This is a genomic window from Bacillus cereus group sp. MYBKT111-2 (assembly GCF_051915205.1).
GTDB lineage: Bacteria > Bacillota > Bacilli > Bacillales > Bacillaceae_G > Bacillus_A > Bacillus_A paranthracis.
The window spans coordinates 46,541-73,191 of record NZ_JBQAEG010000001.1; the positions used below are offsets into that span (position 1 = coordinate 46,541).

Sequence of the window (26,651 nt, forward strand, 5' to 3'; positions counted from 1 at the left end):
TTATTACCTTTAGAAACCTTTAGCTAATTGATTCATTACACTCTAATAGTTATAAAAATATAATATATAACACAAGTTAAATAAATTGTATAAAGAAGGAGTCAAAATGAAAAATAAAATCAATTTACAAATGCAAAATATAAGCTTTGTTTTAATAATTGCTTTAGCAGTATGGTTAAAAACATATCTTATTACAAGGTTCAGTTTTGATTTAAAAATTGAGTCTTCTACACAAGAGCTGATTTTATTTATTAGCCCACTCGCTGCATCATTAGCTTTTGTCGGATTCGCATTATTTGCAACCGGTGAAAAGCGAAATTATATCGCACTATGTATTAACTTCTTATTAACAATCGTACTCGTTGGAAATGTAATGTTCTATGATTTTTATAGCGATTTTGTTACGTTACCAGTACTTGGACAAACATCAAACTTCGGCCAATTAGGCGGCAGTATTATAGAAATATTGAACTACAAAATTATTCTCGCATTCGTAGACATTATTTTCTTCTTTATTTTATTAAAGAAGAAGGCACTAGTCTTTCAAACAGGACGTGTAACGCATCCGGCACGCTTCGTATATTTTCTCTTAACGGTTGGTGTATTTTTTGCAAATCTACATCTTGCAGAAAAAGAACGACCTGAACTATTAACGAGATCGTTTGACCGGGTCATGCTTGTTAAAAATTTAGGACTATACACGCATCAAGTTTATGATTTAACACTGCAAGTAAAAGCAGGATCACAAAAGGCACTTGCTGATAGTAGCAAATTACAAGAAACAGAAAACTACGTGAAGGCAAACGAAAGTGAGCCAAATCCTCACATGTTTGGTGTAGCGAAAGGAAAAAACGTAATTGTTGTCACTCTTGAATCCCTGCAAACCTTTTTAATCGGCGCAACAGTTAACGGACAAGAAGTTACACCATTTTTGAATGAATTCATAAATGAAAGCTATTACTTTGATAACTTTTTCCACCAAACTGGGCAAGGAAAAACATCCGATTCTGAATTTCTAATCGATACGTCGTTATATCCATTAAATCGAGGAGCTGTATTTTTCACACACGGTAACAATGATTATACTGCGACGCCAGAAATTTTACGTCAGCAAGGTTATTTCACTTCTGTATTCCATGCGAATAATGCAACATTTTGGAATCGTAACATTATGTATTCTGCTCTCGGTTATGACCGTTACTATAATGAACTTGATTACAAAATTACGCCCGAAACAAATTTAAATTGGGGATTAAAAGATATCGAATACTTCGATCAATCAGTAGATATATTAAAAACTGTTGATCAACCATTTTATGCTCGTTTCCTTACTTTAACGAATCATTATCCATTTACGTATGATGAAGATACAAAATTCATTGAACCATATAACTCTGGTAATGGCGTATTTGATCGTTATATCGTAACAGCACGTTACTTAGACGAATCCATTAAAAAATTTATTGAGCGTTTAAAAGCTGAGGGAATGTATGATGATTCTATTATTGTATTATACGGTGATCATTATGGTATTTCTGAAAAACATAATCGTGCAATGGCACAATTTTTAGAAAAAGATCAAATAACAGAATTTGATACTTTAAATTTACAACGTACACCTTTATATATTCATGTTCCTGGACAAACAGAAGGTGAAACGATTTCAAAGCCTACGGGACAAATCGATATGAAACCTACTATTCTCAATTTATTAGGGATTGATACTACGAACGATATTCGTTTTGGTCATGATATGTTTTCAGATGAATATACCGGTTTTGTCGTTTTACGTGATGGTAGCTTCATTACAGACAAATACGCATACAAAAACAACACTTTCTATGACCGCATAACAGGTGAAATTGTAGATTTACCAAAAAAAGAAGCTCAAGCACTCATTAACCGTGCACAAAATGAATTACGAATGTCTGACAAAATTATTGAAGGCGATTTATTACGTTTCTCAGAAAGTAATCAAATTAAAACTGGTGAAGTACAAACTAAAATTAAAGAAACTGAAAAATAATGTAAATATGAAAAGGGAGCAACTCATTACAGTTGCTCCCTTTTATTCTCTTCTAATACATGATGCAGTTTCATATATTTCACTTTTATTCTACGCTTGTCTCTAAACTTACATCTGTATAAGTATGATCATCACTTATATGTAAAATCACTTCACATTGACGTAATCTCAATTCAAAGAGCATGATAGAATCATGATAGACTTCAGGATTTGATTTCATTTTATGTAACATCTCTTGTTTTTCTTGTATTTCTAGTTGCATATTTTCTACAGTTTGTTTCAAACAGTTAAATGGATTCCTAAAGAATATATGAATATCTCGCTCTTGTGTGTTTTCAAATAGCTCAAATTGCAAGAAAAATTTCTTCATAATAGAATCCGTTACCTCGGTATAATCTTCATTTTCTACATACTGTTTGTATTTGTTATATAACATAGTTTTATTTTTAGGAAGAACTCCAAATAATTTACCGGCACTTTTCAGTAAAAATTGCGCTGGCGTAAATCGACGTAAAATATTTACTTCATCCATTTGTATGCTAGTCGTCATTCTGTCAGTATCTCTGCGCCAATCGTCAAGCACTTTAAAGTCACATTCTAACTGAATTCGATTTTCTCCAAATAAAGAATTAAGTCCTTCACTAAGTTCTTCTAAGTAAGACTGACTTTGAAGGAGCTCATTATGAGAAGTTGCAATCCAATTTTGCATAGAAAGAGCAAGATAAGGTAATACCGTTTGTTCTAAATATTTATGCACTCTTTCATTCATTGCTTTATTTAGTTGCGTATCCATGTGACCGAAATCACTTTCTTCACTCATTAAATCAGAACAGCTCTGTAATATCTTCGGTATATTTTCAGTAAGATCATTTATAATTTCCGTTTTCATTGTACGATATGACTGTGTAATGAAATGAATTTTCTCCCTCTCAAATGCAGTAAGATTATTCATGCTACCGTTTAGTTTCACTATCATATCTTCATTCCACTTAATAGCATCCACGAGATTGTTTTCTTTCTCAACGCGTTTATTTAAAAGATATGTAATTGTTTTTCGGATGAAGAACAATAGCTTTTCAGTACGTTCTGCACCAATATTTTTATGATTAAAGTTATAATGAATAAACTCAGTTAACTCATTTAATTGTTGACTACTTGTATATAACGAAGAATAAGGAAAAATTCTCGCTTGCGGGAAATATGTGTTTATTCTCGCTGCCGTATCTTGTAATACTCTTTTCACTTCTGCTTCACTGTAAATGTTATCGATTTTATTTAATAAGAAATGAATTTGTAAATTTGGTGTATGTTCTTGAATGCTTAATAGAATATCACGCTCTTTATCAGTAAACGGTGAATCCGCATTCAATACAAACAATAATTCATCCACAGAATTTAGATATTCAAATGTTTCATCCCTAGTGTCATTATTCCTATTAAATCCAGGTGTAACTACAAATGTAAGTTTATTTTCATTTAAAAATCTACATGGTAATTTAAATTCAACACATGCTCTATCTCTATACGTTTGCTGGTGCTGAGACACCATATTATGATAATCAGAGATATCTTCCGTTGTTGTAATTGCAGCATCTGTTATGACGTTAATTTCTGTATGAGCATCATTTTTTAAAACTACTACATTTGAAATTGATTTTTCTAATATATTTTCTCCTAATATAGAGTTGATAAATGTAGTTTTTCCGTTCCCTGAAGTTCCTGTTACTAAAATACGATTTGTTCTTAAATCTGCAAGTTCGTCAACTAACCATCTAAATCGTTGACCTATTTCTATATTGTGCTTTTGTGCCCACTGTGTAATAGATTCAAAAAGATGTAGACTGTACTCTAAAGCATTCACATGATTCATAGAATATGACAGTAGGTTTTCCGCATGTTTTATATTTGATGAATCTATTTGGGTAGGAAAAATTTCATCCCATGCCAATACAGCTGCTGATGGCAATACAGCATAAGACGGATTGACTACTTTTAACCAATTTGTTAAAAGACTTGGAATGATATCGTGTAATTGTTTAAGCATATATTGCCCTTGAATTAATGCAAAGTATGTTTCTTCGTAAAGAGAAGAAATTTTGTCCCATATATCGGACGACTCTATTTCAATATGTAAGAAAAATTCATTTATTGTGTTAAGCCACAATAAGTAATTTTGTTCATTTTTATAACTGTTCCAAAGTGATGAAACCATTTGCGTAAATTGTACTTGATCTACATTATTTAATGTAACTAATGCATCATAAAAATAATCTGGTGAAATATGTTTAGTAAATCCTTTATCGATATATCCTTTTAACACCTCAAACCAAGGATAAGATTCTATTCGAATTAACTCATTCACAGCAAGCTCTACTGCACTATCAAAATCTTGTTGTTCCTCATAAAAGGAACGGGCAATTTTTGTGACATTCGGATAATCCGGATTTAAAGAAACCGCTTCTTTAATAACAGCGAAAGCTGCTTCAAAATTATTTTGCTCTATGTAAAGAGAAAGTAATTGTAATCTAATTTCTGTCATCAATATTATATTATCAGTAGCAATGGAAGTATAAACATTTTCAGCAACTGCTAATTGATTCAGTTCGAAATAAGCATCCGCAATATTTTTTTGTGCCCATGGTGCTAATTCATTACTAACCTTCTCCCATTTAAAAATAGCTGCTTCAAAATCTTGATGCTGATAATAAAATTCACCTTGCGCAAAACGAATATAAGATCCATCAGAAATCTCATTTTTTTCTTCGTTTACATAAGCTTCTCCAAGTACGTCAAGAGGTGGTTTTGTTACATTCTCCATTAGGAATGTTTCATAATACATCTTTTTTATTAATTGTTTTTCTATTCTCATCTTTTCCCCCACTATATCTTGAAAATACATTTTTAAGATATGTCAACACTTTATTTATGTATGCTTTTTATCTTAACAAAGAATATCTTTTGGAAAATTTCATTTTCCTTTCATTTTTCAAGTTAGATTGAATTTTTATGAGAAAAGTTTCAGTTTTTTTTCAATTCCCTTTCAGTTATGAAACAGCATTAAATGTTCCTAATAACATAATAACACTATAATATTCCGCATTATATTATCAGGAAAAACCTATATGAATCATATTATAAAAACAATTTATAACGAATATATATGCAAAAACACCTCCCCAAACAAATAACAAAAATCAATATCATATATTTCACAAATTATTTTCCTTTAAAATATTTCAGTAGTTTCGTAATTAAATTCCATTAACCTCTATAAATAACTAGTCCAAAAAAAATCTATATGCATATCATGTTATAGTAAAGAATTCAGGAAATCCTAAAAGGAGGCATTTTCATGTTTGAAGATAAATCTAAAATAAACTACCCATATGAATTTACCGAAACTACAACAATCCCGCTAAAAAACCCTATCAATAAAAATTTCAAAAACGGCTCTGGTACACATACTTTCCCAATTAAGAAGCATTATAAAGAGCAGGTGCTATATACGGAAAAAATTAATAATAATAAAAATAAATAAGCGTATAGGCTCTTATAACAATTAATCAAATAAGAATCTATATTAGACCTTGTATAGTTATAGGTAATATATAAGTTTTTCTTATACAACTCATGTACTTTTAAAAAGTGCTGATATACAGCGCTTTTTTATACATAGATAATAGAAGAACCAAAAAGGTATGGATATTTTCCACACCTTTTTGGTTCTTTACTATTTATAAATAAATTCCACCTTCACTGCTCCTTAGCTAATGCTCCTAGCAGCAAATTTCTACTCGTTGGAGTCATTGAAGAAAGGAGTAGATTTATGATAAATCCCAAAGTTAAAGAAGTAGCCAAGAATGATATAGGTCATTATTGCCCTATTATATATATTCAAAAATTTACCAAATGTTGCTTCAAAGCTACTTAATTTTCATAAAATATTTTTTGTTTCCGTTGGAACGGATAGGCTTTAATCTCATCTGTATCTAAATTTTCATGAAATAAATGAACAGCTATAATTTGTCTACAATCGTAAGTATGATAATAATATGTTCCGGATTCCATACACATTACGCTTGTATATATGGTATTATCTAATGCACCTTCTTCTGTTATTACTCCACCTTTAGGAACCTCACAATTTGATAAGATATGAAAAAGGGCTGATACTCCCTCTTCTTCGCTATCTATACCTTGAATGTTTTGTTTGCCATATGCTGCCCGCACAAATCTTGAGGGTGGAGTGAAATCCCCTGGAAGTCCCATTGAGCCCGATCCCTGACCAAAAGCACTTAATGGTAAGTTACTCCACTCTGTTGGCGCGAATGGCTGCGATTTAAGACCTATGTATTGTCTTAAATTTTGCAAATGCCAATTAAACTCCGGACTATTCGTCATCACTCCTAGTGGGTTGTCATACATTTTTAATCCTTCATTTGTCGGCTCCAGTACAATACAATCTCCCCATTTATCTGCCAAAATCCAATGTAGTGGTGGCGTAAGTCCTAAATCCGGTAACGGTATATCCAAAAAGGTAAGGCTATCTACAGATTTCTTTAACTCTTTGACAGAATTGAATTGTGTAAGACTCCAAGTCACAAAATCAAATGGAGCTAAATTCGTTTTATTGTCATCTATGCTTTGACTATACGTAGCGAATCCTGGAAAATAGAGTGTTGCACATGTCATACCTGCTTCATTTACTCCGTCCGCCATAATGATCCTTCCTTGATGATTAATTCCCATTCCGACCGTAGCATGTTTCGTATTAATGATTTCACCAGTTATATTATTCCACTGGTAATGTCGAGGAATGATTATTACTTCTTGATTCATATCTAATGTGAAGTCCATCGTTCTTGCAAAAAGATGCTGACCGTTTTTTGTCTCTAATGTCAAACTAGTACACATAAAGAACACCCCATTTTATGGTTTTATCTACACTTTACATAATTCCGATAAGTCTGTAAATTAAAAACCTCTTTCCTTACAAACAAATTAAGAACGTACATATAAATTACAAATAGGTTGAGGTTATCTCTAGTTTATAAATGAATTTTTAACATATAGTTGTAAAAGAAGTATATTAAAAAGGAGCGAATTGTTATAATCTGCCCCCCTCCCTCTACTTCGCTGATATTTCCAAAACAACTTTTGCACCGTGCAGCTTTTTCGAATTACTTAAGTAAAGATTTCCACCGTGTTGCTTTGCAAAGCTTTTAGCAATGTATAACCCCATTCCATGATGATCTTTGGAGTTTCTACTTTTATCTCCCCTATAAAACTGCTCTGTAGCTGAATGCATTTCCTCTTCTGTAAACCCTCTTCCCGAGTCCTCTACAATAAATTGCAGTTTTTCACTAATCATTTCCACTGAGAACATCAAGTCACCCTTTGTCGGAGAATATTCAATTGCATTCATCATTATATTCATAATTGCTCTTTTCAAAGCGGTCTCGTCAATAGGAATAAAATTTGGTATGTCCTGAACATTTTCAATTAGATTTAACTGTTTGCCTAAAACACAAATTGCACTTTCTTCTATAATATTATGAATAAAGTCTCGGAGATCTGTTTGCTTGAATTGAAGTGGAGCGCCTTCCTCACATTTCGTAATATCGAGTAAAGATTTCATATATATTTCCATCTCATCAATACTTTTCAAAAGATGCTCATTACATTTCTTCTGATTTGAATCTAGCATTGATTCATTTAATAGCTCTGCATTCCCTCTCAATATCGTTAACGGCGTTTTAATGTCATGTGCCAAAGCAGCAATCTGCTCTCTTCTATTTGTTTCCATATTCCACTGTGTACGTAACGAATGATTTAATTCATCTTTCATTTTTACTAAAGAAGTTAATACTTCATTCACTTCTTTTATTTTAGATTGTTCCACTTGAAAATCTAAATCTTCCTTTTGAATTTTATCTGTTACCTTTCTCAAAATCATCATTTCCTTTGACAATGATTTACCAAAAGAGCGAGATAGAAATATCACTTCGGCAACAAATAGTAGAATAAAAAGAACAATTTCACAAACTTCCGGACTCGGTAAATACTTCTGCAAAATAGGATTTTTAAAAGTAGCGTGTAACGTATATAGAATGACACAAATATCTTTATCGCGTTCTATAATTGCATAGTAGTACGTACTGTCACCTTTTTCATCATTATGTATGTTATTCCATATTTGTCCTGCATAATCTTTATTAATACTCCCTTGTATAACGTTTCCTGAAAAATCATACAGAGCATATTTATATTGTTTTAAAATTTGATCATCTTCCTGTTCCGCTTTAACTATAGCATCTCTTTGCGACTCAATCTGTTTTTCATAATAATTTGCTGGTAAGATTATTTCTGCGTTAACTCCAACTTGGAATAGAATCATAAAAAAAGTCACTAAAGCAATCGTCCCTATTGAAAATGCAAAAATATACTGTATTAAAATCTTACTAAGGTTGACTTGCTTTTTCATTTTCTCCATTTATAACCAATTCCCCATACTGTTTCTATTGGATTCATGCCATACTTAGATAATTTATGACGGATATTTTTAATATGTTCCACAATTACTTGGTTATCACTTTCTCCCTCATAACCAAAAACATTTTCGTAAATCTTTTCTCTTGAAAATACTTGTCCATGATTCAAAGCTAGATATTCGCAAATTCCATACTCACTTTTCGTAAATGCGATAGATGTATCGTCATACCATATTTCTTTACATGACAGATGAAATGTAAGACCTGACAGGAAAAATGCATTTTGCTTTTCTCTATGCTCACGCCTTACATGCGCGGATACCCTCGCACGCAGTTCTCCAATTCCAAAAGGTTTTGTAATATAGTCATCTCCACCGAGACTAAGCCCTGTGATTAGATCCTTCTCCATTGTTTTGGCTGTTAGAAATATAATTGGACTATCAACCAAATCTCGTATTTCCTTACAAAGTGTAAAACCATCTATTTCTGGCATCATGACATCTAACAGAATTAAATCAAAATGACAAAATTTTTCCTTTGGTATAGTAAGAGGATTACTAACGGCTGTTACCTCATGACCTTCTTTCTCTAGAGCACTTTTTATAATGTAAAGGATGCCGTCTTCATCATCAATTGCTAATATTCTTGCCATATAGAATCCCTCCCCACTCTTCCATTATAATACAATTACACTTACATTTCTTTGCGTCCTTCATAAAAGGAAAACCACATAAGAGAAATAACAAATGCAATGATCGTGAAACAAACACAAATCACTGCTCCAGTTGCTGCCTCTACTGCTAAGACACGAATAGAACTAGAACTTAATTTGTATCCCAAAAAATAATTGCATAATCTCGCGCCCCATGCACATGGTATGTATTTCCAAATTATATCCCCCATCCCTGTAAGCATTAAAGCTGCCAACAAGCTTTCTATAATTCCAATCCCAATGGAAACACCTTTACTAAAGCGAAAATTTAAGAACAGATGCCATATATACATAAAGATTTGACAACTAAAAAGAATGAATGAAATTTCAACATACAAAGCAAATGGAATTTCATTTTGTCCTAACAGAAAATGAAAACCTGTCGCAAACCCAACGACTGCCAACATAGTGGAACAAAACCCACATATTAAAAGTAAACATACTTTACTAATTAACGCTTTACGTCTTCCGTATTCCGTTGATAAAAGTTCTTTAAAATTTCCTGCCAAAGCTTCCTGTTCCACGACAGAAGAACACACTATGCTAATTAGCAACGGAAAAGATATCGATAATACTTGTATATAGCCTGAAACTTTATTTATAGAATCAAATTTTGAAAAGGAATAATAACTAAAAAAAAGAGCAATACCGATGATTGGCATCGCTACATGTATCCAGAAAAAAATCGTGTGTTTCATTTTTATAAAATCAGCTCTTAATATCCTCGACAAAACCGCCATATTATTTTGCCTCCTGCTTTTCAAACCACTTTGCCGTCACATAAGTGAATAACAGGAACAACACAACAGAAATTACTATGCCTGGCAAAATCACATCGTAGGAAAGTAGTTCTGGTTTAAACGTTACACTTCCGGTTTCTGCATACAAACCATTTGGTAGTATTTTCAAAATAGGGATCATCAGTCTACTTGGATATGTGTATGGACTAATCATCCAAATATTTTTTGTTGCCAATACAACTCCAAAAATTCCATTTGCCCCTACATTCAACAGAAGCGTCGGAAATAGACCTATTTTGTTACCTAAAAACAAGCAGATTGGAATTTGCCACATAAAAGTAACGATTAAAAGAACGATTCCTAATAGTGCATTTACCGTAGGAATGATGCGGAAATTCTCTTTATTTACTAGTAAACTAGATAACTCGATTCCACAGAAAAACAGTATGCATGAAAAACTCAAAATTCCTAAAATTAGTAATACTTTAGAAATCCACACTCGTTTTAATGAAACTGGTAACGATAAAATGGAACGATTATTCATTTTTTTATCTTTCTCCGCAAGAAGTACACAACTTAAAGAAACCATTCCCGGAAGCATCGTAATGTACCACCAGTTGTAACTAGATAATTGAAAATAATCCGCCGATAATAAAAAGGCAATTAGTATTGTAGCAAATGGAACTAGCCATATAAGTTTATTCAAAAAAGTATGTCTAATTTTAATTTTTTCAGATGCAATATATAGATTCATTTCTTATGCCTCCCTTCTATACTTTCCAGCCACTTGTACAAATAAATCTTCCAAGTCATCATTCTTATTCAATTTCCCCTGATACCCCAATACACCACCTGATATAATCCCAACATGATCTGCAATTTGACTTACTTCGCTTAAAATATGACTCGATAAAATGACCGTAATTCCTTTTCCAGGAAAGGATAGAATGAGTTTTCTTAATTCCTGAATTCCAAAAGGATCCAGTCCATTCATTGGCTCATCTAATATTAAAAATTTCGGATGGTTCAGCAATGCAATCGCAATCCCCAGTCGTTGCTTCATCCCCATAGAAAAATCCTTCGCTTTTTTCTTATTTGTATTCTCTAGCTCCACAATATGCAATACTTCATCAATCCTTGATTTAGGCAAACCTAAAACAGTCGTACGAACCTGCAGGTTTTCTCTTGCTGTTAAATTTTCATAAAGCGGAGGAGACTCAATTAAAGCACCAATAGAATGTAGATCGTGCCGCGTCCATTTATGACCATCAAAGTAAATCTCACCAGAAGTAGGTGTAAGCATGCCTGTTATCATTTTTAAAGTGGTCGATTTCCCCGCTCCATTAGGACCTAACAATCCATAAATTGAATATTTCGGTACAGAAAGCGAAATATTTTGTACCACACTTTGCTTTCTAAATGTTTTACAAAGATTTTTTGTTTCTAACATAATCTCATTCATCCTAAACTTCCTCCTCGTATATTGTAATTCTAGAATAAATGACAATTATAAGGATTCTATAAGGAAAAGAAAAAACATAGAGAGAAAAAGAAGTTTTTACATGCAACCTGTATGAAAACTATGGATTCATATGATTTTTCTATAATTGGTTGCAGCTGAAGAATTTATAAAAAAAGAATATCTAAACAAAAAAGAAGCGATTTATTTCATCGCTTCTTTTTATTAAATCATATTATCCCTACATAACCCTCTTAAACATCTTCTCCAACTCATAAGTAGAATGATGCACAAGAATTGGTCTTCCGTGCGGGCATGTGTATGGGTTTGTTGTTGTACGAAGTTCTTCCAGTAAAGCAAATATTTGATCGTTCGTTAAATATTGATTTGCTTTAATTGAAGCTTTACAGCTCATCATGATGGCTGCTTCTTCACGTAATTTTTTAATATCAACTTTTTTTAGTTTAACGACCTGCTCCATCATTTCATCGATAATTTCTGTTTCTTGCCCTTTTGGGAACCACGTTGGATGCGAGCGAACGATAAAGGATTGATGGCCGAATTGCTCCAAAAATAGACCGACTTTCTTTAGCTCTTCTAGTTGCTCTTCAACACGTAAAAATTCAGTAAGAGATAAATCAATACGATATGGCACGAGTAGCTCTTGTACTTCTTGCGCTACTCGCCCTACTTTATCACGGAAGTATTCATAATTAATACGTTCCTGCGCGGCATGCTGGTCAATCATATATAAACCTTTATCATTTTGAGCGAAAATGTATGTTCCGTGCATTTGTCCAATTGGATAAAGCGGCGGTAAATCATTACCGTTCATTTCAATCTCTTTTATTTCCTGAACTTCTTCTTCTAATTCCTCTAGTTCAAAATCCTCTTCGTTACTGTCCCACGATTTCTCTTCTCTAATCGGTTCTTCCATTATCGGTTTAGTAGATGGCTGCCAACTTTGTTCTTCTCTTACGAGCGATTGTGGTGGTTGCCATTCTTGCTTTGGCGGTTGCCACAGTTGTGCTGGTTGTTTCACAGCCAGTGGTTCTTCTTGTTTTTCATCCATGCCCATCGGTAAAACGATCTCCGGCATAGATGATTCTTTCGGCTTCGCATGCTCAAACTGAAACTGTTCTTGCACACTTTCATCTTTTTCTTTTTTCTTCGTTGTTACACCTGCATCTGGAATGAGCTGTATTTTTTTGAATGCTGCTTGCAATGTTTCTTCGATAAGCTTTAGCAATTCTTGTTCTTTACTAAAACGAACTTCTAATTTCGCAGGATGTACGTTAACGTCAACTAGCATTGGATCCATTTCAATCGATAAGAAGCCGATTGGATATCGTCCGACTGGCAATAATGTATGGTATCCTTGCTGAATAGCTTTCATTAATACGAAATTTCGAACGTAACGACCATTTACGATTGTTGACATATAATTTCGAGATGCTCTCGTTACTTCTGGTAATGTTACATAGCCTTTAATTGTGAAATCTAAAGATTCCGCTTCAATTGGAACAAGCTTCTTTGCAACTTGAATGCTATAAATCGATGCAAGTACTTGTCTTACATCACCATTTCCTGATGTATGAAGCAATTTCTTTTCATTATGAAATAGCTTTAACGATACTTCTGGGTGTGACATTGCAATACGATACACGATATCTGTAATATTCCCAAGCTCTGTATGAATGGTTTTCATATATTTAAGACGCGCTGGTGTATTAAAGAATAAGTTTTGTACTGTAATATCTGTTCCTTTTCGGCTCGCTGTTTTCTCCTGCTTTATAATGTCTCCACCTTTAATAATAAGGTGCGTACCAGGTGCATCACCTGTGCTAGTGATTAATTCTAATTCACTAACTGAGGCAATACTCGGTAATGCCTCGCCGCGGAAACCGAGTGTTCTTATGCGAAACAGATCGTTTTCATCTTTAATTTTGCTCGTCGCATGTCGTTCAAAAGCGACGATACAATCTTCTTCTGCAATGCCGTCCCCATTATCAATGATGCGAATTTTCGATAAACCAGCTTCTTCTAAGTGGATTTCAATAGATGTACTATTCGCATCGATAGAATTTTCCACAAGTTCTTTTACGACTGAGGCAGGGCGCTCTACTACTTCCCCTGCCGCAATTAAGTTAGAGAGTTGATCATCGAGTTTGCGAATTTTCCCCATCTACTTACTCATCCTTTCTTTAACTTTTTCTGTAAGCGATACAGTTCATTCATCGCTTCTAAAGGTGTCATATCAAGTAAATCAATTTTTTTAATTTGCGTCAGTACTGCCGTTTCTTTTGCATCTAAAACTGGCTTGTCTTGTTTTTTCGAAGATTGTTCTCCGCCAAAGAATGATAGTTGTGATTCTTCTTCAGTCTCTGCTTTCGTCTCTTCTATTTCTACTGGTTCTTCTTTTACAACTACAGGCTCTGGAATAACTTCTTGCGCCTGCGCTTTCACTTCTACACGCTTTGGAATAATAATTTCTTCCTGTCCTTCAAGTTGCGCTAATACTTCTTTCGCACGAGTGATTAAGCTATCTGGGAGCTCTGCAAGTTGCGCAACGTGAATTCCGTAACTTTTATCAGCTGCACCGTCTTGAATTTTATGAAGGAATACTACTTTTCCGTTCTCTTCAATAGCTGAAACGTGTACATTTTTCAGTTGATCTAAACTGTCTTCTAGCACGGTCAATTCATGATAATGCGTAGAGAATAACGTTTTTGCCCCAATTTGGTCGTGAATATGTTCAATGATTGCTTGTGCAAGTGCCATACCATCATACGTAGATGTACCGCGTCCAATTTCATCGAATAAAATTAAACTTCTTTCTGATGCGTTTGCAATGGCATTTTTCGCTTCTAACATTTCGACCATAAATGTACTTTGACCTGAAATTAAATCATCCGCCGCGCCAATTCTCGTAAAGATTTGGTCAAATACAGGTAATACTGCTTCTGTTGCTGGTACGAAACAACCAATTTGCGACATAACCGTTACAAGTGCTAATTGTCTCATATACGTACTTTTACCAGACATGTTCGGTCCTGTAATTAAAAATACATCCATATTCTCTGGCATAATACAATCATTCGGTACATACAATTTCCCGTTCAATACTTTTTCAACGACAGGATGACGACCATCTTTAATAAAGATTTCGCGCTTCGTTGTTAGTACAGGTTTTACAAACTGTTCTTCTTCACTAACTGTTGCAAAACTTTGCAGTACGTCTAATTCACTAATTACTTTCGCTAAATGCTGTAATTTCGGAATAAATACTTTTACTTCTTCACGAAGCGCTGTAAATAAATCGTATTCTAGTTGTACAATTTTTTCTTCAGCTTCTAATATTAATGTTTCTTTTTCTTTTAGTTCATCTGTAATGAAACGTTCCGCATTAGCAAGCGTTTGTTTACGCTCGTAGCGGCCTTCTGGTAATGCTCCAAGGTTCGCTTTCGTTACTTCAATGTAGTAACCGAAAATACGGTTGTATCCAATTTTCAACGATTTAATTCCTGTAATATCACGCTCTCGTTTTTCAAGCTCAGCAATCCACGTTTTTCCGTTTTTACTCACATAGCGATATTGATCAAGCTTGTCATTATAACCATCTTTAATAATATCTCCATCTTTAATCGAAAGCGGTGGATTTTCTTGAATACTTCTTCCTAGTAATTCTGTTAGACTCTCACACGGATCTGCACCTTGAATTAATCTCGCTGCATACGCGTTATCTAACAAACTAATCGCTTCTAAAATAGCTGGCACTTGTAGTAACGAGCGTCTTAACTGTAATAAGTCCCGTGCATTCACATTACCAAATGCAACTTTCCCTGCTAAACGTTCTAAATCATATACTTCTTTTAACTTTTCTTTTAAATCTTCACGCAAGAAGTAATCATTTACAAACGTTTCAACCATTTCTAAACGCTCTTCAATTCGTTCCTTCTGTATAAGTGGACGTTCCATCCACTGTTTTAACATACGACCACCCATAGCAGTCTTCGTCTTATCTAATAGCCATAGTAATGATCCTGTTTTTTCTTTCGTTCGAAGTGTTTCTGTCAGCTCTAAATTTCGCTTTGAATGCACATCAATCTTCATAAATTGATTCGTATAATAAATTTCCACAGGCTGTAAATGATCTAATGAACGTTTTTGCGTTCTTATTACATAGTTAAATAAGCGCCCAACTGCTTTAATTAACTTTGCTTGTGAAACATTTTTCACAAGATGTTCTAGCCCTTCAGGAATTGCCGTTGCATCTTCATATGAAATCGTCATTTTTAACGTTTCCGTTAACTTGTTTAGTTCATCTTTAGAAAAGGAAGAATCTACAACAATTTCTTTCGAACCAGTTGCATACACTTCTAATAAAATATCTTCTACTGAACCAGTCAATAACGTTACTGTATTTTGTCCAGTCGTTAAATCGTTACAAGCTAACGCATATGATCCATCTTCAAAATGTGTTAATGCGGCTAAAAAGTTATTTTCTTTCTCATCAATCGTACGCCCTTCCATCATCGTTCCTGGCGTAATTAATTGTACGACTTCACGGCGCACTACACCTTTAGCTGTTTTTGGGTCTTCTACTTGCTCACAAACTGCTACTTTATATCCTTTTTCAACAAGTTGTTCAATATAGTTTTTAGCCGCATGATACGGTACACCGCACATCGGTATACGTTCACTACTACCACCGTCTCGGCTCGTTAATGTAATTTCAAGTTCGTGGGCTGCTTTAACAGCATCCTCAAAGAACATTTCATAAAAATCACCTAAGCGGAAAAATAAAAAGGCATCTTGATAGTCTGCCTTAACCTTTAAATATTGCTGTATCATAGGCGTATATTGCGTCATACTTATCCTCCATAATTCTTACATAATAATCTATATTCATATATGTCACATTTCACGGACACTCTTATCTCCTATTTCAGGAGTCTTTCTTCATTATAGCACATTTCATTAGCAATCATGTTCATCTAAGCACCACTTATGTAAAGTAAAAAGCTAGGAAGAACTTCTCCCTAGCTTTCTATTACTCTTCTTCTGCATCAACGATAAAGTTCGGATCTAACTCTTCAAACTCATCATCTTCAATTTGGAAAGCATCATCTGATTCTACACAACCTTCAGGGTTTACACTTACACAAATTTTCGTTTCGCCAACTACTTCTGTTACAAATTCACGTTCTACCGTTACAACAATTTTATTACCATTTGGTGATACAAGAGCTTCTAAACAATTTGGTGGCTGAATGACACGAGCAATAATTTCTAAATCATCACCAGAAAAGTTTTTATCACGATATCCAATGCTTACTTCATCTGTGTAGTTTACACGTTCTGTTACAACTTCTGTCTTTGTATTGCCATCGAATGAATACCAAGTGTTCACATCATAGAAACCTTCAATTTCCACATGTTTTCCATTCTTTCTTGCTTCGTACGAGTGGTTAATTACCCAGCACCCTAAAATACTTGTTGGCTCATTATTCGATTCACATGTATGCGTTGACTTTGTATACTTACGTCCTTTTCCAACCACTGCTTTTGTAATAATCTCTCTAAATTCGGACATTCGTAACCCTCCTCAATCACTATTCACTTAATCATATGCGTGACAATAGCGGAATGTGTCATTCTTTTTTTCAGAAGAACTTACGTTTAATCCACTAAAAAAAGAGATGTCAATTCGACATCTCTTTAACAACCACAATTTCCTTTTTTACTTTCTACCGCTGCGCCCGTTTCACCCTTCAATACATCGCCATTAGTTGAAATTAATATTTCATCTGTTACGTTGTTAGAAATCGTACTTGCAACTAGCTGTAGTAAGTCATTTACATATGTTTGTGAAGATTTAAATTCTTGTACAACTGGGATGCTATCTAACTTATCTTGCAGGGCATCAATTTCAGCTTCTACTTTTTTCAAAGCTTCCCATTTCCCGTAATGTTGCAAGTTTACTGCTTGTTTTTGCAGTGCTTTAATTTCATCAATTGCGCGCTTCACATTTTCATTCTTATGAATTTGTGCCTCTGCTTTCTTAAAGAAATCAACTTCTTCTGTTTCAGAAATCATTTTTGCTAATTCTTTCGCTTGCTCAACAATTTCATCTTTCGAATATACTTTCATCTATTATTCCACCTCAATCGGCTCTTCAACTAATTCTCCGTTAAGAGACCAAGTTTTTGCATCCGTTACTTTTACTTTCACAAGCTGACCAATTAAAGACTTTGGAGCAACAAAGTTTACAAGTTTATTTGTACGAGTATAACCTGCAAGTACTTCTGGATTATTTTTACTCTCTCCATCAACTAACACTTCTACAATTTGACCTTTATAACGATTATTCTTTTCAATTGCCAATTTATTTACTAATGCATTTAAGCGTTGAAGACGTTCTTTCTTTACTTCCATCGGTACATTGTCTTTCATTTTTGCAGCTGGTGTACCTTCACGCGGAGAATAAATAAAGGTAAAGGCAGTATCAAACCCTACTTCACGATATAACGACATCGTTTCTTCAAATTGCTCATCTGTTTCATTCGGGAAACCGACAATAATATCAGTTGTTAATACCGCGTTTGGAATTGCTTCTTTAATTTTTCTTACAAGCTCTAAATAATGCTCACGTGAATATTTACGCGCCATAATTTTTAACATTTCTGTGCTTCCAGATTGAACTGGTAAGTGAATATGTTCTACTAAGTTGCCACCTTTTCCAAGCACTTCAATTAAGTGATCATCGAAATCGCGTGGATGGCTCGTTGTAAAACGAATACGGGCAATATCAACTTTACAGAGCTCGTCCATTAAATCGCCAAGACCGTATTCTATATCTTCAAAGTCTTTACCATATGCATTTACGTTCTGTCCAAGTAACGTAATTTCTTTATAACCATTCGCAGCTAAATGACGAATCTCTTGGATAATGTCTTCTGGACGTCTGCTTCGCTCTTTTCCACGTGTATACGGTACGATACAATATGTACAGAACTTATCACAGCCATACATAATATTTACCCAAGCTTTAATATCACCACGACGTACTTTCGGAAGATTTTCAATTACGTCTCCTTCTTTGGACCAAACTTCAACTACCGTCTCCTTCGAGAACATTGCATCTTTTAGAATGTACGGTAATCTATGAATATTATGCGTTCCAAACACCATATCTACATGCTGATTTTTTTGCATAATTTTATTTACAACAGATTCCTCTTGGGACATACAACCACATACACCAATTAAAAGATCAGGATTTCTTCGTTTTAGTGCCTTTAAATGCCCTAGTTCACCGAACACTTTATTTTCAGCATTTTCACGAATAGCACAAGTATTTAATAATACTACATCTGCTTCTTCAGTTGAAAAGGTTGGTTCATATCCAAGTGCAGTGAAAATACCCGCCATTACTTCTGTATCGTGCTCATTCATTTGACAACCATATGTACGAATATAAAACTTTCTTCCTGTACCGAAATTGCGAAACTCTTCAGGTAAGCCAAAATCCCGTTCAATTTTAACTTCTTCTTTCCCTCGTTTTTTCGCGTCTTTTAAGGAAGGTGGTTGGTATACACTTTCAAAGTATTTACTATAATCTTTCTCTTCTTTTTTCTTAGAGGAATTTGCTTGTTGACTTGCTAATCGTTGTTGCTCGTTCATCGGTAATCTCCTTTCACCCTTAACTATACACACTTTATAGTCCATTTTAATGCGCTTAGACCCACCTCAAAAATGGTTAGATAGCTTGAGAGATACTTGTCCTTTGAAACTTGAGTAATCAATCTAATCATCTATAAGAATGAAGTCTTCCCCACACAAATAGACATTCCCTTTTTGTATTTCTTTTGTCCTACTCAAAAGCATATTGCTTTATCCCTATACACATTACCATAGTATGAAGTGTTTCGCCAATTTTTACAAAGAAGAAGGCTTATCCTATTATTACATTTCCTAGTTAATGAACATGCAATTTTCATACAACGATTTATATATTATTTTACCATTCTGAATTTTCTAAGTAAATAAGACTACCTTATATTTTCACTCATAAAAAAAGGTTGCCAAATGGCAACCTCCTCTTCTTATATTACATAAATTCAGCAACAAGTTCATCAAACATTTTCTGATCCATATTTAAATCAGATTGCACTAAAGGCTTCTCACTATATCCTTTTACTAGTTCTTGGTATGAAGGTTGCGCTGTATTTTGATAAATTAACCCTGTTACTAATCCGTTGTTTTCCATTAATGTTTGCATAGCCATCATGCGATTAGACGGATCATATCCCTCTACTGTACTTAGTTTTGTTAAATTCTCTTTAAACCAATCGTAAGTATTTACTTTATTGTAAGTAACACATGGGCTGAATACGTTAATTAATGAAAATCCTTTATGGTTAATACCAGCTTCAATAATTTGTGTTAATTCTTTTAAATCACTTGAAAAGCTTTGTGCCACAAATGTTGCACCAGCTGTTAAAGCCATTTCCATAACATTTAGTGACGGTTCAATTGAACCTTGTGGTGTACTTTTCGTTTTAAATCCAGCTTCACTACGTGGTGAAGTTTGCCCTTTTGTTAATCCATAAATTTGGTTATCCATTACGATGTACGTAATGTCAATGTTACGACGAATAGAATGGATCGTATGTCCCATACCAATCGCAAATCCATCACCGTCACCACCTGATGCGATAACTGTTAAATCACGGTTTGCCATTTTTACACCTTGTGCAATTGGAAGGGCACGACCATGAATACTATGCACACCATATGAATTAATATAACCTGAAATACGACCTGAACAGCCGATACCAGAAATAACAGCAAGTTCATCTGGATTTAAGCCAACGTTAGCTGCCGCACGTTGAATTGCAGCTTGCACCGAGAAGTCTCCGCAACCTGGGCACCAGTTTGGTTTTACACTGTTACGAAAGTCCTTAAATGTTGCCATTTAATACAACCCCTTTTTTGCATTCGTTGTAAATCTCTTTCGGCAAGAATGGGTTCCCATCATATTTTAAAAGACTAGAAATTTTCTCACCGTTACCAAGATTCATTTTCATAATGTTAGCAAGTTGACCTGTTGCATTGTTTTCTACCACTACAACACGCTTCGCATTTTTCACAAGTGGATCGATTTCAGCTGTTGGGAACGGGTGAATTAAACGCACATGAGCATGGTTTACTTTCATACCCTCTTGTTCTAAGCGCTCCATTGCTTCTTCGATCGCACCACGAGTTGAGTTAAATCCAACAAGCAATACGTCTGCTTCTTCATGCTTAACATTTTTATAAACAGGGGTATTAAACTTCAAGTTCTCCATTTTACGGAAACGTTTGTCCATTTGATCTTTACGGTTTAATGCTGATTCAGATGGTTTACCAGTTTCATCATGTTCTACACCTGTAACATGGTGAACACCATTTTTCATACCAGGTAAAACACGTGGTGAAACGCCATCTTCTGTTACTTCATAACGCTTGAAGTATGCTTTATTTTCACGTTCTGGTAATTCCGCTTCTAAATCAAGCTTACCACGACGAATTTCCACTTTATCTAACTTAAGTGGTTCTACTGTCTGTTTCCCTAAAGAAAGCTGTAAATCTGTTAAGAAAATAACAGGTACTTGATATTCTTCAGATAAGTTAAACGCTTCTACAATATCATAGAAAGCTTCTTCCACTGTACTTGGCGCCATTACGATTTTTGGAATTTCACCGTGCGTACCGTAAATCATTGCCATTAAATCAGACTGCTCTTGTTTCGTTGGTAATCCTGTACTTGGACCACCACGTTGTGTATCAACAATTACTAATGGCGTTTCTGTAATACCTGCTAAACCAATCGCTTCCATCATTAAAGATAGACCTGGACCAGCAGATGCAGTTAATGTACGAACACCAGCATAGTTTGCACCGATTGCCATTGTACAAGCTGCAATTTCATCCTCAGTTTGGATTACTGTTCCGCCGACTTTTGGCAATTTTTTAATTAAGTATTCCATAATTTCAGATGCAGGTGTAATTGGATATGCAGACATAAAGCGAGCACCACCAGCTACTGCACCAAATGCGATCGCATCGTTCCCAATCATAAACATGCGCTTCTGACCATCAGCTTTTTCAAGCTGCATCATGTTTACTTTCTCACCTAGTAACTCTTTCATATATTGAGAGCCGCGCTTAATTGCGTCCATGTTCTTTTGAACGACTTGCTCTCCTTTACGACCAAAGATCTCTTCAACAACATCTAAATAAGCTGTTTCATCTAATCCTAATACCGCACTTGATGCTCCAACAGCAACCATGTTTTTCATTAATGATGTGCCTAATTCTGATGCAATATCTGTAAACGGTATCACATATAGATTTACATCTGTATTGTCAGGTATTGTCGGATTAAATTTCGCATCTGCAACTACAATCCCGCCCGGACGTAGTTCGTGGAAGTTAAAATCAATTGTTTCTTGATCAAAAGCAATTAAAATATCTAAATCATCTGAGATCGCGCGTACTTCTGTTGTACTTACACGAATTTTATTATTTGTATGGCCGCCTTTTATACGTGATGAGAAGTGGCGGTAACCGTATAGGTAATATCCTAATCGGTTTAATGCAATACAGAAGATTTCTCCTGTACTTTCAATTCCTTCACCTTGTTGGCCTCCAACTTTCCATGAAAGTTGACTAATCATCTCCTACACCCCTTTTGGCTGCATTCATTGTAGTGTATTTTTTTACAGTAATAGTTTAGCATTTTTTATGCAAATAAACTACAATGGACGCAAATTATGCCTCTTCTGATTTCCCTGAATCTTTAGTATAAAGCTATTTTGTTTTTCATTCTAGTATTAGGTCTTAAAAAAAGCAATAATATCAAATGAATTAATTCTAATTTTTCTGGATTTTTAAAACAAAAATTTTAAAAGCTTATATGTTCAACAAAATTATCATATAAAAATCGCTCTACAGTAGATGCAGCATAGTGTTTACAAAGCTCGTTAATTACATTTTCATAATCTCGATACGCTGATACATTTACAACTGTTTCTACTATCCCATCAAAATCCGAACCAAACCCTATATTGTTCTCTCCACCTAATGAACAAATATATTCGATATGTCTTACTATATCTGCTACATTTGCTTGTTTTTCATTTGTTAGAAACTGCGGTACAAAAGTGACACCGATCATGCCATTTCGCTTTATAAGAGCTTTAAGTTGTTCATCGTTTAAATTACGTGGGTGCTGACAAAGTTTCATACAATTTGAGTGGGAAGCAATAGGATTTTTTGCAATTTCAATCACATCCCAAAAACTTCTTTCATTCAAATGAGACACATCAGTCCATACATGTAACGCATTCAGTTCTTGTACAACATGTTTACCAGAAGTCGTTAAACCTGCCCCACGTGTCTCTAGCGCACCATCAGCTAATAGATTGGCATAATTCCATGTTAGTCCAAAAGAACGTACTCCTAGGCGATACAACAACCGTAATTTCATTGCATCTTTTCCAATTGCTTCGCATCCTTCTAATGTTAATATCGCTCCAATCTCGTCCTGTTTTAACATGTTCATATCATCTTTTGTCTGAATAAACTTCACACCTGGTAAGGATAAAATTTCATTATAAAAAATATCTACCATTTGCAATGCTACTTCAAATCGGTTTTCATATACCACTGTTTCTGGCACATATATAGCAAAACATTGTATACTTCCTTTTCTATTCTTTAACTGTTCAAATGTAATATGTAATTGCGAATCATGTTTAAAATCCTTTTTCCCTTGTGCACTCCATAACTGAAGAAGCACATCACAATGAGCATCAAAAATTTTCATTTTCATTCCTCCATTATAAAAACAACCTGTTTGCATACTGCAAACAGGTTGTTTAAACTTAACGAGGTTCTACAATTAATTTTATTGCTGTACGCTCTTCCCCATCAATCATAATATCCGTAAACGCTGGGATACAAATCAGGTCCAAACCACTAGGCGCTACAAATCCTCTTGCAATTGCTACTGCCTTTACCGCTTGGTTCAATGCACCTGCACCAATGGCTTGAATTTCTGCTGTTCCGCGTTCGCGAATAACACCTGCAAGTGCACCAGCTACAGAATTAGGGACCGACGTTGCTTTAACTTTTAATATTTCCATTCCGCGTTTCCTCCTCGTTTCTATAAAAAGTATTAGCAATTATTTCACTTTAACTTATATTCACGAGGAATGACACGTATTCCTGCTAAATTTCTGTAATTTTTCTAAAAAATTAAAAAATAATAACTTATCTAAATTTTAATAGGGATTACTCAAAAAATGGCTGATCATCATTAATTAAGATACGCTCAATTTTCTTAGCTTTTCCCGTATTAGGGTCCACATCAATTAGCACTGCACTTAATTGTGTTCTACCATTTGTCACTTCAAATCGTACTGGTAAGTTTGTTAAAAACTTCTTCAATACTGCTTCTCGGTCCATACCTAAAATTCCATCGTACGGCCCTGTCATACCAACATCTGTGATATATGCCGTTCCGCTTGGTAAAATGCGATTATCTGCTGTAGGAACATGCGTATGTGTACCTACTACCGCTGTAGCACGACCATCTACATACCAACCTAACGCTTGTTTTTCGCTTGTAGTTTCCGCATGGAAATCAACAAAAATAATATTCGTACGTTTTTTCGCAATGTTAATTAATTCATCCACTTTACGGAATGGACAATCAATTGGAGGAAGGAACGTACGTCCTTGTAAGTTAATAACTGCAACTTCTGTTCCATTACAGTTCACAAAAATAAGCCCTTTTCCTGGAGTGCCTTCTGGGAAGTTAGCTGGTCTTGCAAGATATTTTGCATCATCAATAAATTCAAATACTTCACGGTTATCCCAAGCGTGATTTCCAAGTGTAACCGCTTGTGCTCCGCATTCTAAAAAGTTTCGGTATATTTTTTCCGTAATTCCACGTCCACCTGCTGCATTTTCCCCATTAATAATGGTTACTGTAGGTGTATATTTCTTCTTTAATGCCGGTACGTATTGTTGAATCATACCTCTACCAGGAGATCCTACTACATCCCCAACAAATAATATTCTCATATGTCTTACCCTTCCTATGTACTACATTTTTTATTACTATAGCTTCAAGTAATTATCTTACAATATATTTATTATAAGTTTGTTTCACTTGTATGCTAGGTATAACTAATTTCCTTTATTTTAACCAATTCCAACACAAAAAAATAAAGTGGTGTTTCACCACTTTATTTTGCGTATTCCACTGCACGTGTTTCACGAATAACAGTTACTTTAATATGCCCTGGGTAATCCAGTTCATTTTCAATACGTTTTCGAATATCACGAGCTAAACGATGAGCTTCTAAATCATCAATTGTATCTGGTTTTACCAGAATACGAACTTCTCGTCCTGCTTGAATTGCGAAAGATTTTTCTACGCCTTCATAAGACTCTGAAATCTCTTCTAACTTTTCAAGACGACGAATATAGTTCTCAAGTGTTTCACTACGAGCTCCAGGTCTTGCAGCTGATAATGCATCTGCTGCTGCAACTAAAACTGCAATGATAGAAGTTGGTTCTGTGTCCCCATGGTGAGATGCAATACTGTTTATAACTACAGGATGCTCTTTATATTTCGTTGCGAGTTCAACACCAATTTCAACGTGGCTACCTTCTACTTCATGGTCAATCGCTTTACCGATATCATGTAATAGACCAGCACGTCTTGCTAGTTTTTCATCCTCACCAAGCTCTGCTGCCATAAGTCCAGTTAAATATGCAACTTCCATAGAGTGTTTTAAGACGTTTTGCCCGTAACTTGTACGGTATTTTAAACGACCTAAAATCTTAATTAAATCTGGATGTAAACCGTGAACACCCACTTCAAACGTTGTTTGCTCTCCGACTTCACGAATATACTCGTCCACTTCACGTCTTGATTTTTCGACCATCTCTTCAATACGCGCTGGGTGAATACGTCCGTCCTGTACTAGTTTATCAAGAGCGATACGAGCTGTTTCACGACGAATTGGGTCGAATCCAGAAAGGATAACCGCTTCTGGTGTATCATCGATAATTAGGTCAATACCTGTTAACGTTTCTAACGTACGAATATTTCGACCTTCACGTCCGATAATACGTCCCTTCATTTCGTCATTTGGAAGATTTACAACCGAAACGGTTGTTTCAGCAACATGATCAGCTGCACATCTCTGCATTGCAAGAGATAAAATCTCTTTCGCTTTCTTATCCGCTTCTTCTTTCGCACGAACTTCACTTTCTTTTACCATTACGGCAATTTCATGAGAAACTTCACTTTCTACTTTACCAAGAATAATTGCTTTCGCTTGTTCGCGTGTCAGATTGGAAATGCGCTCTAATTCTGTTTGTTGCTTTTGAACTAACTCTCCCACTTTGCTTTCCAACTCTTCAATCTGTTGTTGTCTCGCTACAAGAGAATCCTCTTTCTTTTCTAACTGTAGCTCGCGTTTATCGAGCGTTTCGTCTTTACGATCAAGGTTCTCTTCTTTTTGCATTAAACGATTTTCTTGTTTTTGTAATTCGCTTCTACGGTCACGAATTTCTAATTCAGCTTCTGTACGAAGTGTATGAATTTCATCCTTTGCTTCTAAAAGCGCTTCTTTCTTCAGTGCTTCAGCCTCACGATTCGCTTCATCTATAATACGTTTCGCTTCATTAGCTGCACCATTAATCTTCGCTTCAGCAATAGACTTTCGAACAAAAAAGCCAACAACTGCACCGACTGTTGCAAGCAAAATGGAGATGAGTATCCAAACTGCATTACTACTCATGATTTCACCTCCCCTTGCTATGAATGAAAAAAGACTGTCGGCATGTACATTGAATACCAACATACAGCAAAGACCGTCGTCCCGCTTTTTTAAGGGACTTTCTTCATTTCACAATTAAAATGTCATATTATTATTTCGGCAAGATTTAAGTCTTACTCCGAATATTACTTCTCTTCTTGAGAAGAGTGTTTCGTATATAAGAAAAAATATACATTCTCATTGTATCTATCGCAATTTTCATTGTCAAGCGTTGTCTACTTTTACTTTCTTTACCTTCAGCCCTAATTTATATATGAATGTAAAAAGCAGACAGCATATTATCCTGGAAAACCTTAGTAAATTCCAGTTTATTCATG

At 34.8% G+C, this 26,651-nt stretch carries 20 protein-coding genes; 2 read left to right on the plus strand and 18 right to left on the minus strand.

Going from position 1 to position 26,651, the window contains the following annotated elements; genetic code table 11:
- Positions 1-106: 106 nt before the first annotated feature.
- A complete protein-coding gene (locus tag ACTFNE_RS00255; protein ID WP_270705081.1) occupies positions 107-2,026 on the plus strand; it encodes an LTA synthase family protein in 1,920 nt (639 codons plus the stop codon).
- 85 nt (positions 2,027-2,111) lie between these two features.
- On the opposite strand, the gene ACTFNE_RS00260 is transcribed toward ACTFNE_RS00255, so the two are convergent.
- Complete coding sequence (locus ACTFNE_RS00260; protein WP_270705082.1) at positions 2,112-4,925, minus strand: dynamin family protein; 2,814 nt, start codon at positions 4,923-4,925, stop codon at positions 2,112-2,114.
- A 453-nt stretch (positions 4,926-5,378) separates the two neighbouring features.
- Between ACTFNE_RS00260 and ACTFNE_RS00265 the strand changes: the two genes are divergently transcribed.
- A complete protein-coding gene (locus tag ACTFNE_RS00265; protein WP_000461128.1) occupies positions 5,379-5,564 on the plus strand; it encodes a hypothetical protein in 186 nt (61 codons plus the stop codon).
- Between the two features lie 389 nt (positions 5,565-5,953).
- Here the strand turns inward: ACTFNE_RS00265 and ACTFNE_RS00270 are convergent, their stop codons facing one another.
- The 17 genes from ACTFNE_RS00270 to rny form a co-directional block, all read right to left on the minus strand.
- The gene (locus ACTFNE_RS00270) at positions 5,954-6,940 is read right to left on the minus strand and encodes a choloylglycine hydrolase family protein (protein WP_061131611.1); all 987 of its coding nucleotides are present in this window, start codon (positions 6,938-6,940) and stop codon (positions 5,954-5,956) included.
- Between the two features lie 214 nt (positions 6,941-7,154).
- A complete protein-coding gene (locus tag ACTFNE_RS00275) occupies positions 7,155-8,519 on the minus strand; it encodes a sensor histidine kinase (RefSeq protein ID WP_270705083.1) in 1,365 nt (454 codons plus the stop codon).
- Positions 8,507-9,169 carry a response regulator transcription factor gene (locus ACTFNE_RS00280; RefSeq protein ID WP_270705084.1) on the minus strand — a complete coding sequence of 221 codons (663 nt, stop codon included), beginning with the start codon at positions 9,167-9,169 and terminating at the stop codon, positions 8,507-8,509. Before ACTFNE_RS00280 ends, ACTFNE_RS00275 begins: the two co-directional genes overlap by 13 nt.
- 41 nt (positions 9,170-9,210) lie before the next feature.
- A complete protein-coding gene (locus ACTFNE_RS00285) occupies positions 9,211-9,969 on the minus strand; it encodes a lantibiotic immunity ABC transporter MutG family permease subunit (RefSeq protein ID WP_270705086.1) in 759 nt (252 codons plus the stop codon).
- Position 9,970: 1 nt separating this feature from the next.
- Positions 9,971-10,723 (minus strand): lantibiotic immunity ABC transporter MutE/EpiE family permease subunit, encoded by a 753-nt coding sequence (locus ACTFNE_RS00290; protein WP_270705087.1) that lies wholly within the window; start codon positions 10,721-10,723, stop codon positions 9,971-9,973.
- Between the two features lie 3 nt (positions 10,724-10,726).
- Positions 10,727-11,431 (minus strand): lantibiotic protection ABC transporter ATP-binding protein, encoded by a 705-nt coding sequence (locus ACTFNE_RS00295; RefSeq protein ID WP_270705088.1) that lies wholly within the window; start codon positions 11,429-11,431, stop codon positions 10,727-10,729.
- A 238-nt stretch (positions 11,432-11,669) separates the two neighbouring features.
- Complete coding sequence (gene mutL / locus ACTFNE_RS00300) at positions 11,670-13,613, minus strand: DNA mismatch repair endonuclease MutL (protein ID WP_270705089.1); 1,944 nt, start codon at positions 13,611-13,613, stop codon at positions 11,670-11,672.
- A gap of 8 nt (positions 13,614-13,621) precedes the next feature.
- Positions 13,622-16,300 carry a DNA mismatch repair protein MutS gene (gene mutS / locus ACTFNE_RS00305; RefSeq protein WP_000196013.1) on the minus strand — a complete coding sequence of 893 codons (2,679 nt, stop codon included), beginning with the start codon at positions 16,298-16,300 and terminating at the stop codon, positions 13,622-13,624.
- A 181-nt stretch (positions 16,301-16,481) separates the two neighbouring features.
- On the minus strand, positions 16,482-17,024 hold the full coding sequence (gene cotE, locus ACTFNE_RS00310; RefSeq protein WP_001288798.1) for an outer spore coat protein CotE: 543 nt from the start codon (positions 17,022-17,024) through the stop codon (positions 16,482-16,484).
- A 125-nt stretch (positions 17,025-17,149) separates the two neighbouring features.
- On the minus strand, positions 17,150-17,581 hold the full coding sequence (locus ACTFNE_RS00315) for a RicAFT regulatory complex protein RicA family protein (protein ID WP_000870462.1): 432 nt from the start codon (positions 17,579-17,581) through the stop codon (positions 17,150-17,152).
- A gap of 3 nt (positions 17,582-17,584) precedes the next feature.
- On the minus strand, positions 17,585-19,114 hold the full coding sequence (gene miaB, locus ACTFNE_RS00320) for a tRNA (N6-isopentenyl adenosine(37)-C2)-methylthiotransferase MiaB (RefSeq protein WP_270705090.1): 1,530 nt from the start codon (positions 19,112-19,114) through the stop codon (positions 17,585-17,587).
- 427 nt (positions 19,115-19,541) lie between these two features.
- Positions 19,542-20,408, minus strand: a complete 867-nt coding sequence (locus ACTFNE_RS00325) for a 2-oxoacid:ferredoxin oxidoreductase subunit beta (protein WP_000190154.1) — start codon at positions 20,406-20,408, stop codon at positions 19,542-19,544.
- Positions 20,395-22,152, minus strand: coding sequence for a 2-oxoacid:acceptor oxidoreductase subunit alpha (locus tag ACTFNE_RS00330; protein ID WP_000625425.1), 1,758 nt, complete (start codon positions 22,150-22,152; stop codon positions 20,395-20,397). The genes ACTFNE_RS00325 and ACTFNE_RS00330 overlap by 14 nt, the downstream gene beginning before the upstream one ends.
- A 227-nt stretch (positions 22,153-22,379) precedes the next feature.
- Positions 22,380-23,303 (minus strand): dipeptidase, encoded by a 924-nt coding sequence (locus ACTFNE_RS00335; protein ID WP_046198516.1) that lies wholly within the window; start codon positions 23,301-23,303, stop codon positions 22,380-22,382.
- Positions 23,304-23,361: 58 nt separating this feature from the next.
- A complete protein-coding gene (gene spoVS / locus ACTFNE_RS00340; RefSeq protein ID WP_000404341.1) occupies positions 23,362-23,622 on the minus strand; it encodes a stage V sporulation protein SpoVS in 261 nt (86 codons plus the stop codon).
- A 148-nt stretch (positions 23,623-23,770) separates the two neighbouring features.
- The gene (locus ACTFNE_RS00345) at positions 23,771-24,565 is read right to left on the minus strand and encodes a TIGR00282 family metallophosphoesterase (protein WP_001221095.1); all 795 of its coding nucleotides are present in this window, start codon (positions 24,563-24,565) and stop codon (positions 23,771-23,773) included.
- 164 nt (positions 24,566-24,729) lie between these two features.
- Entirely contained in the window at positions 24,730-26,295 is a 1,566-nt protein-coding gene (gene rny / locus ACTFNE_RS00350; protein ID WP_270705091.1) for a ribonuclease Y, read from the minus strand.
- Between the last annotated feature and the right edge of the window lie 356 nt (positions 26,296-26,651).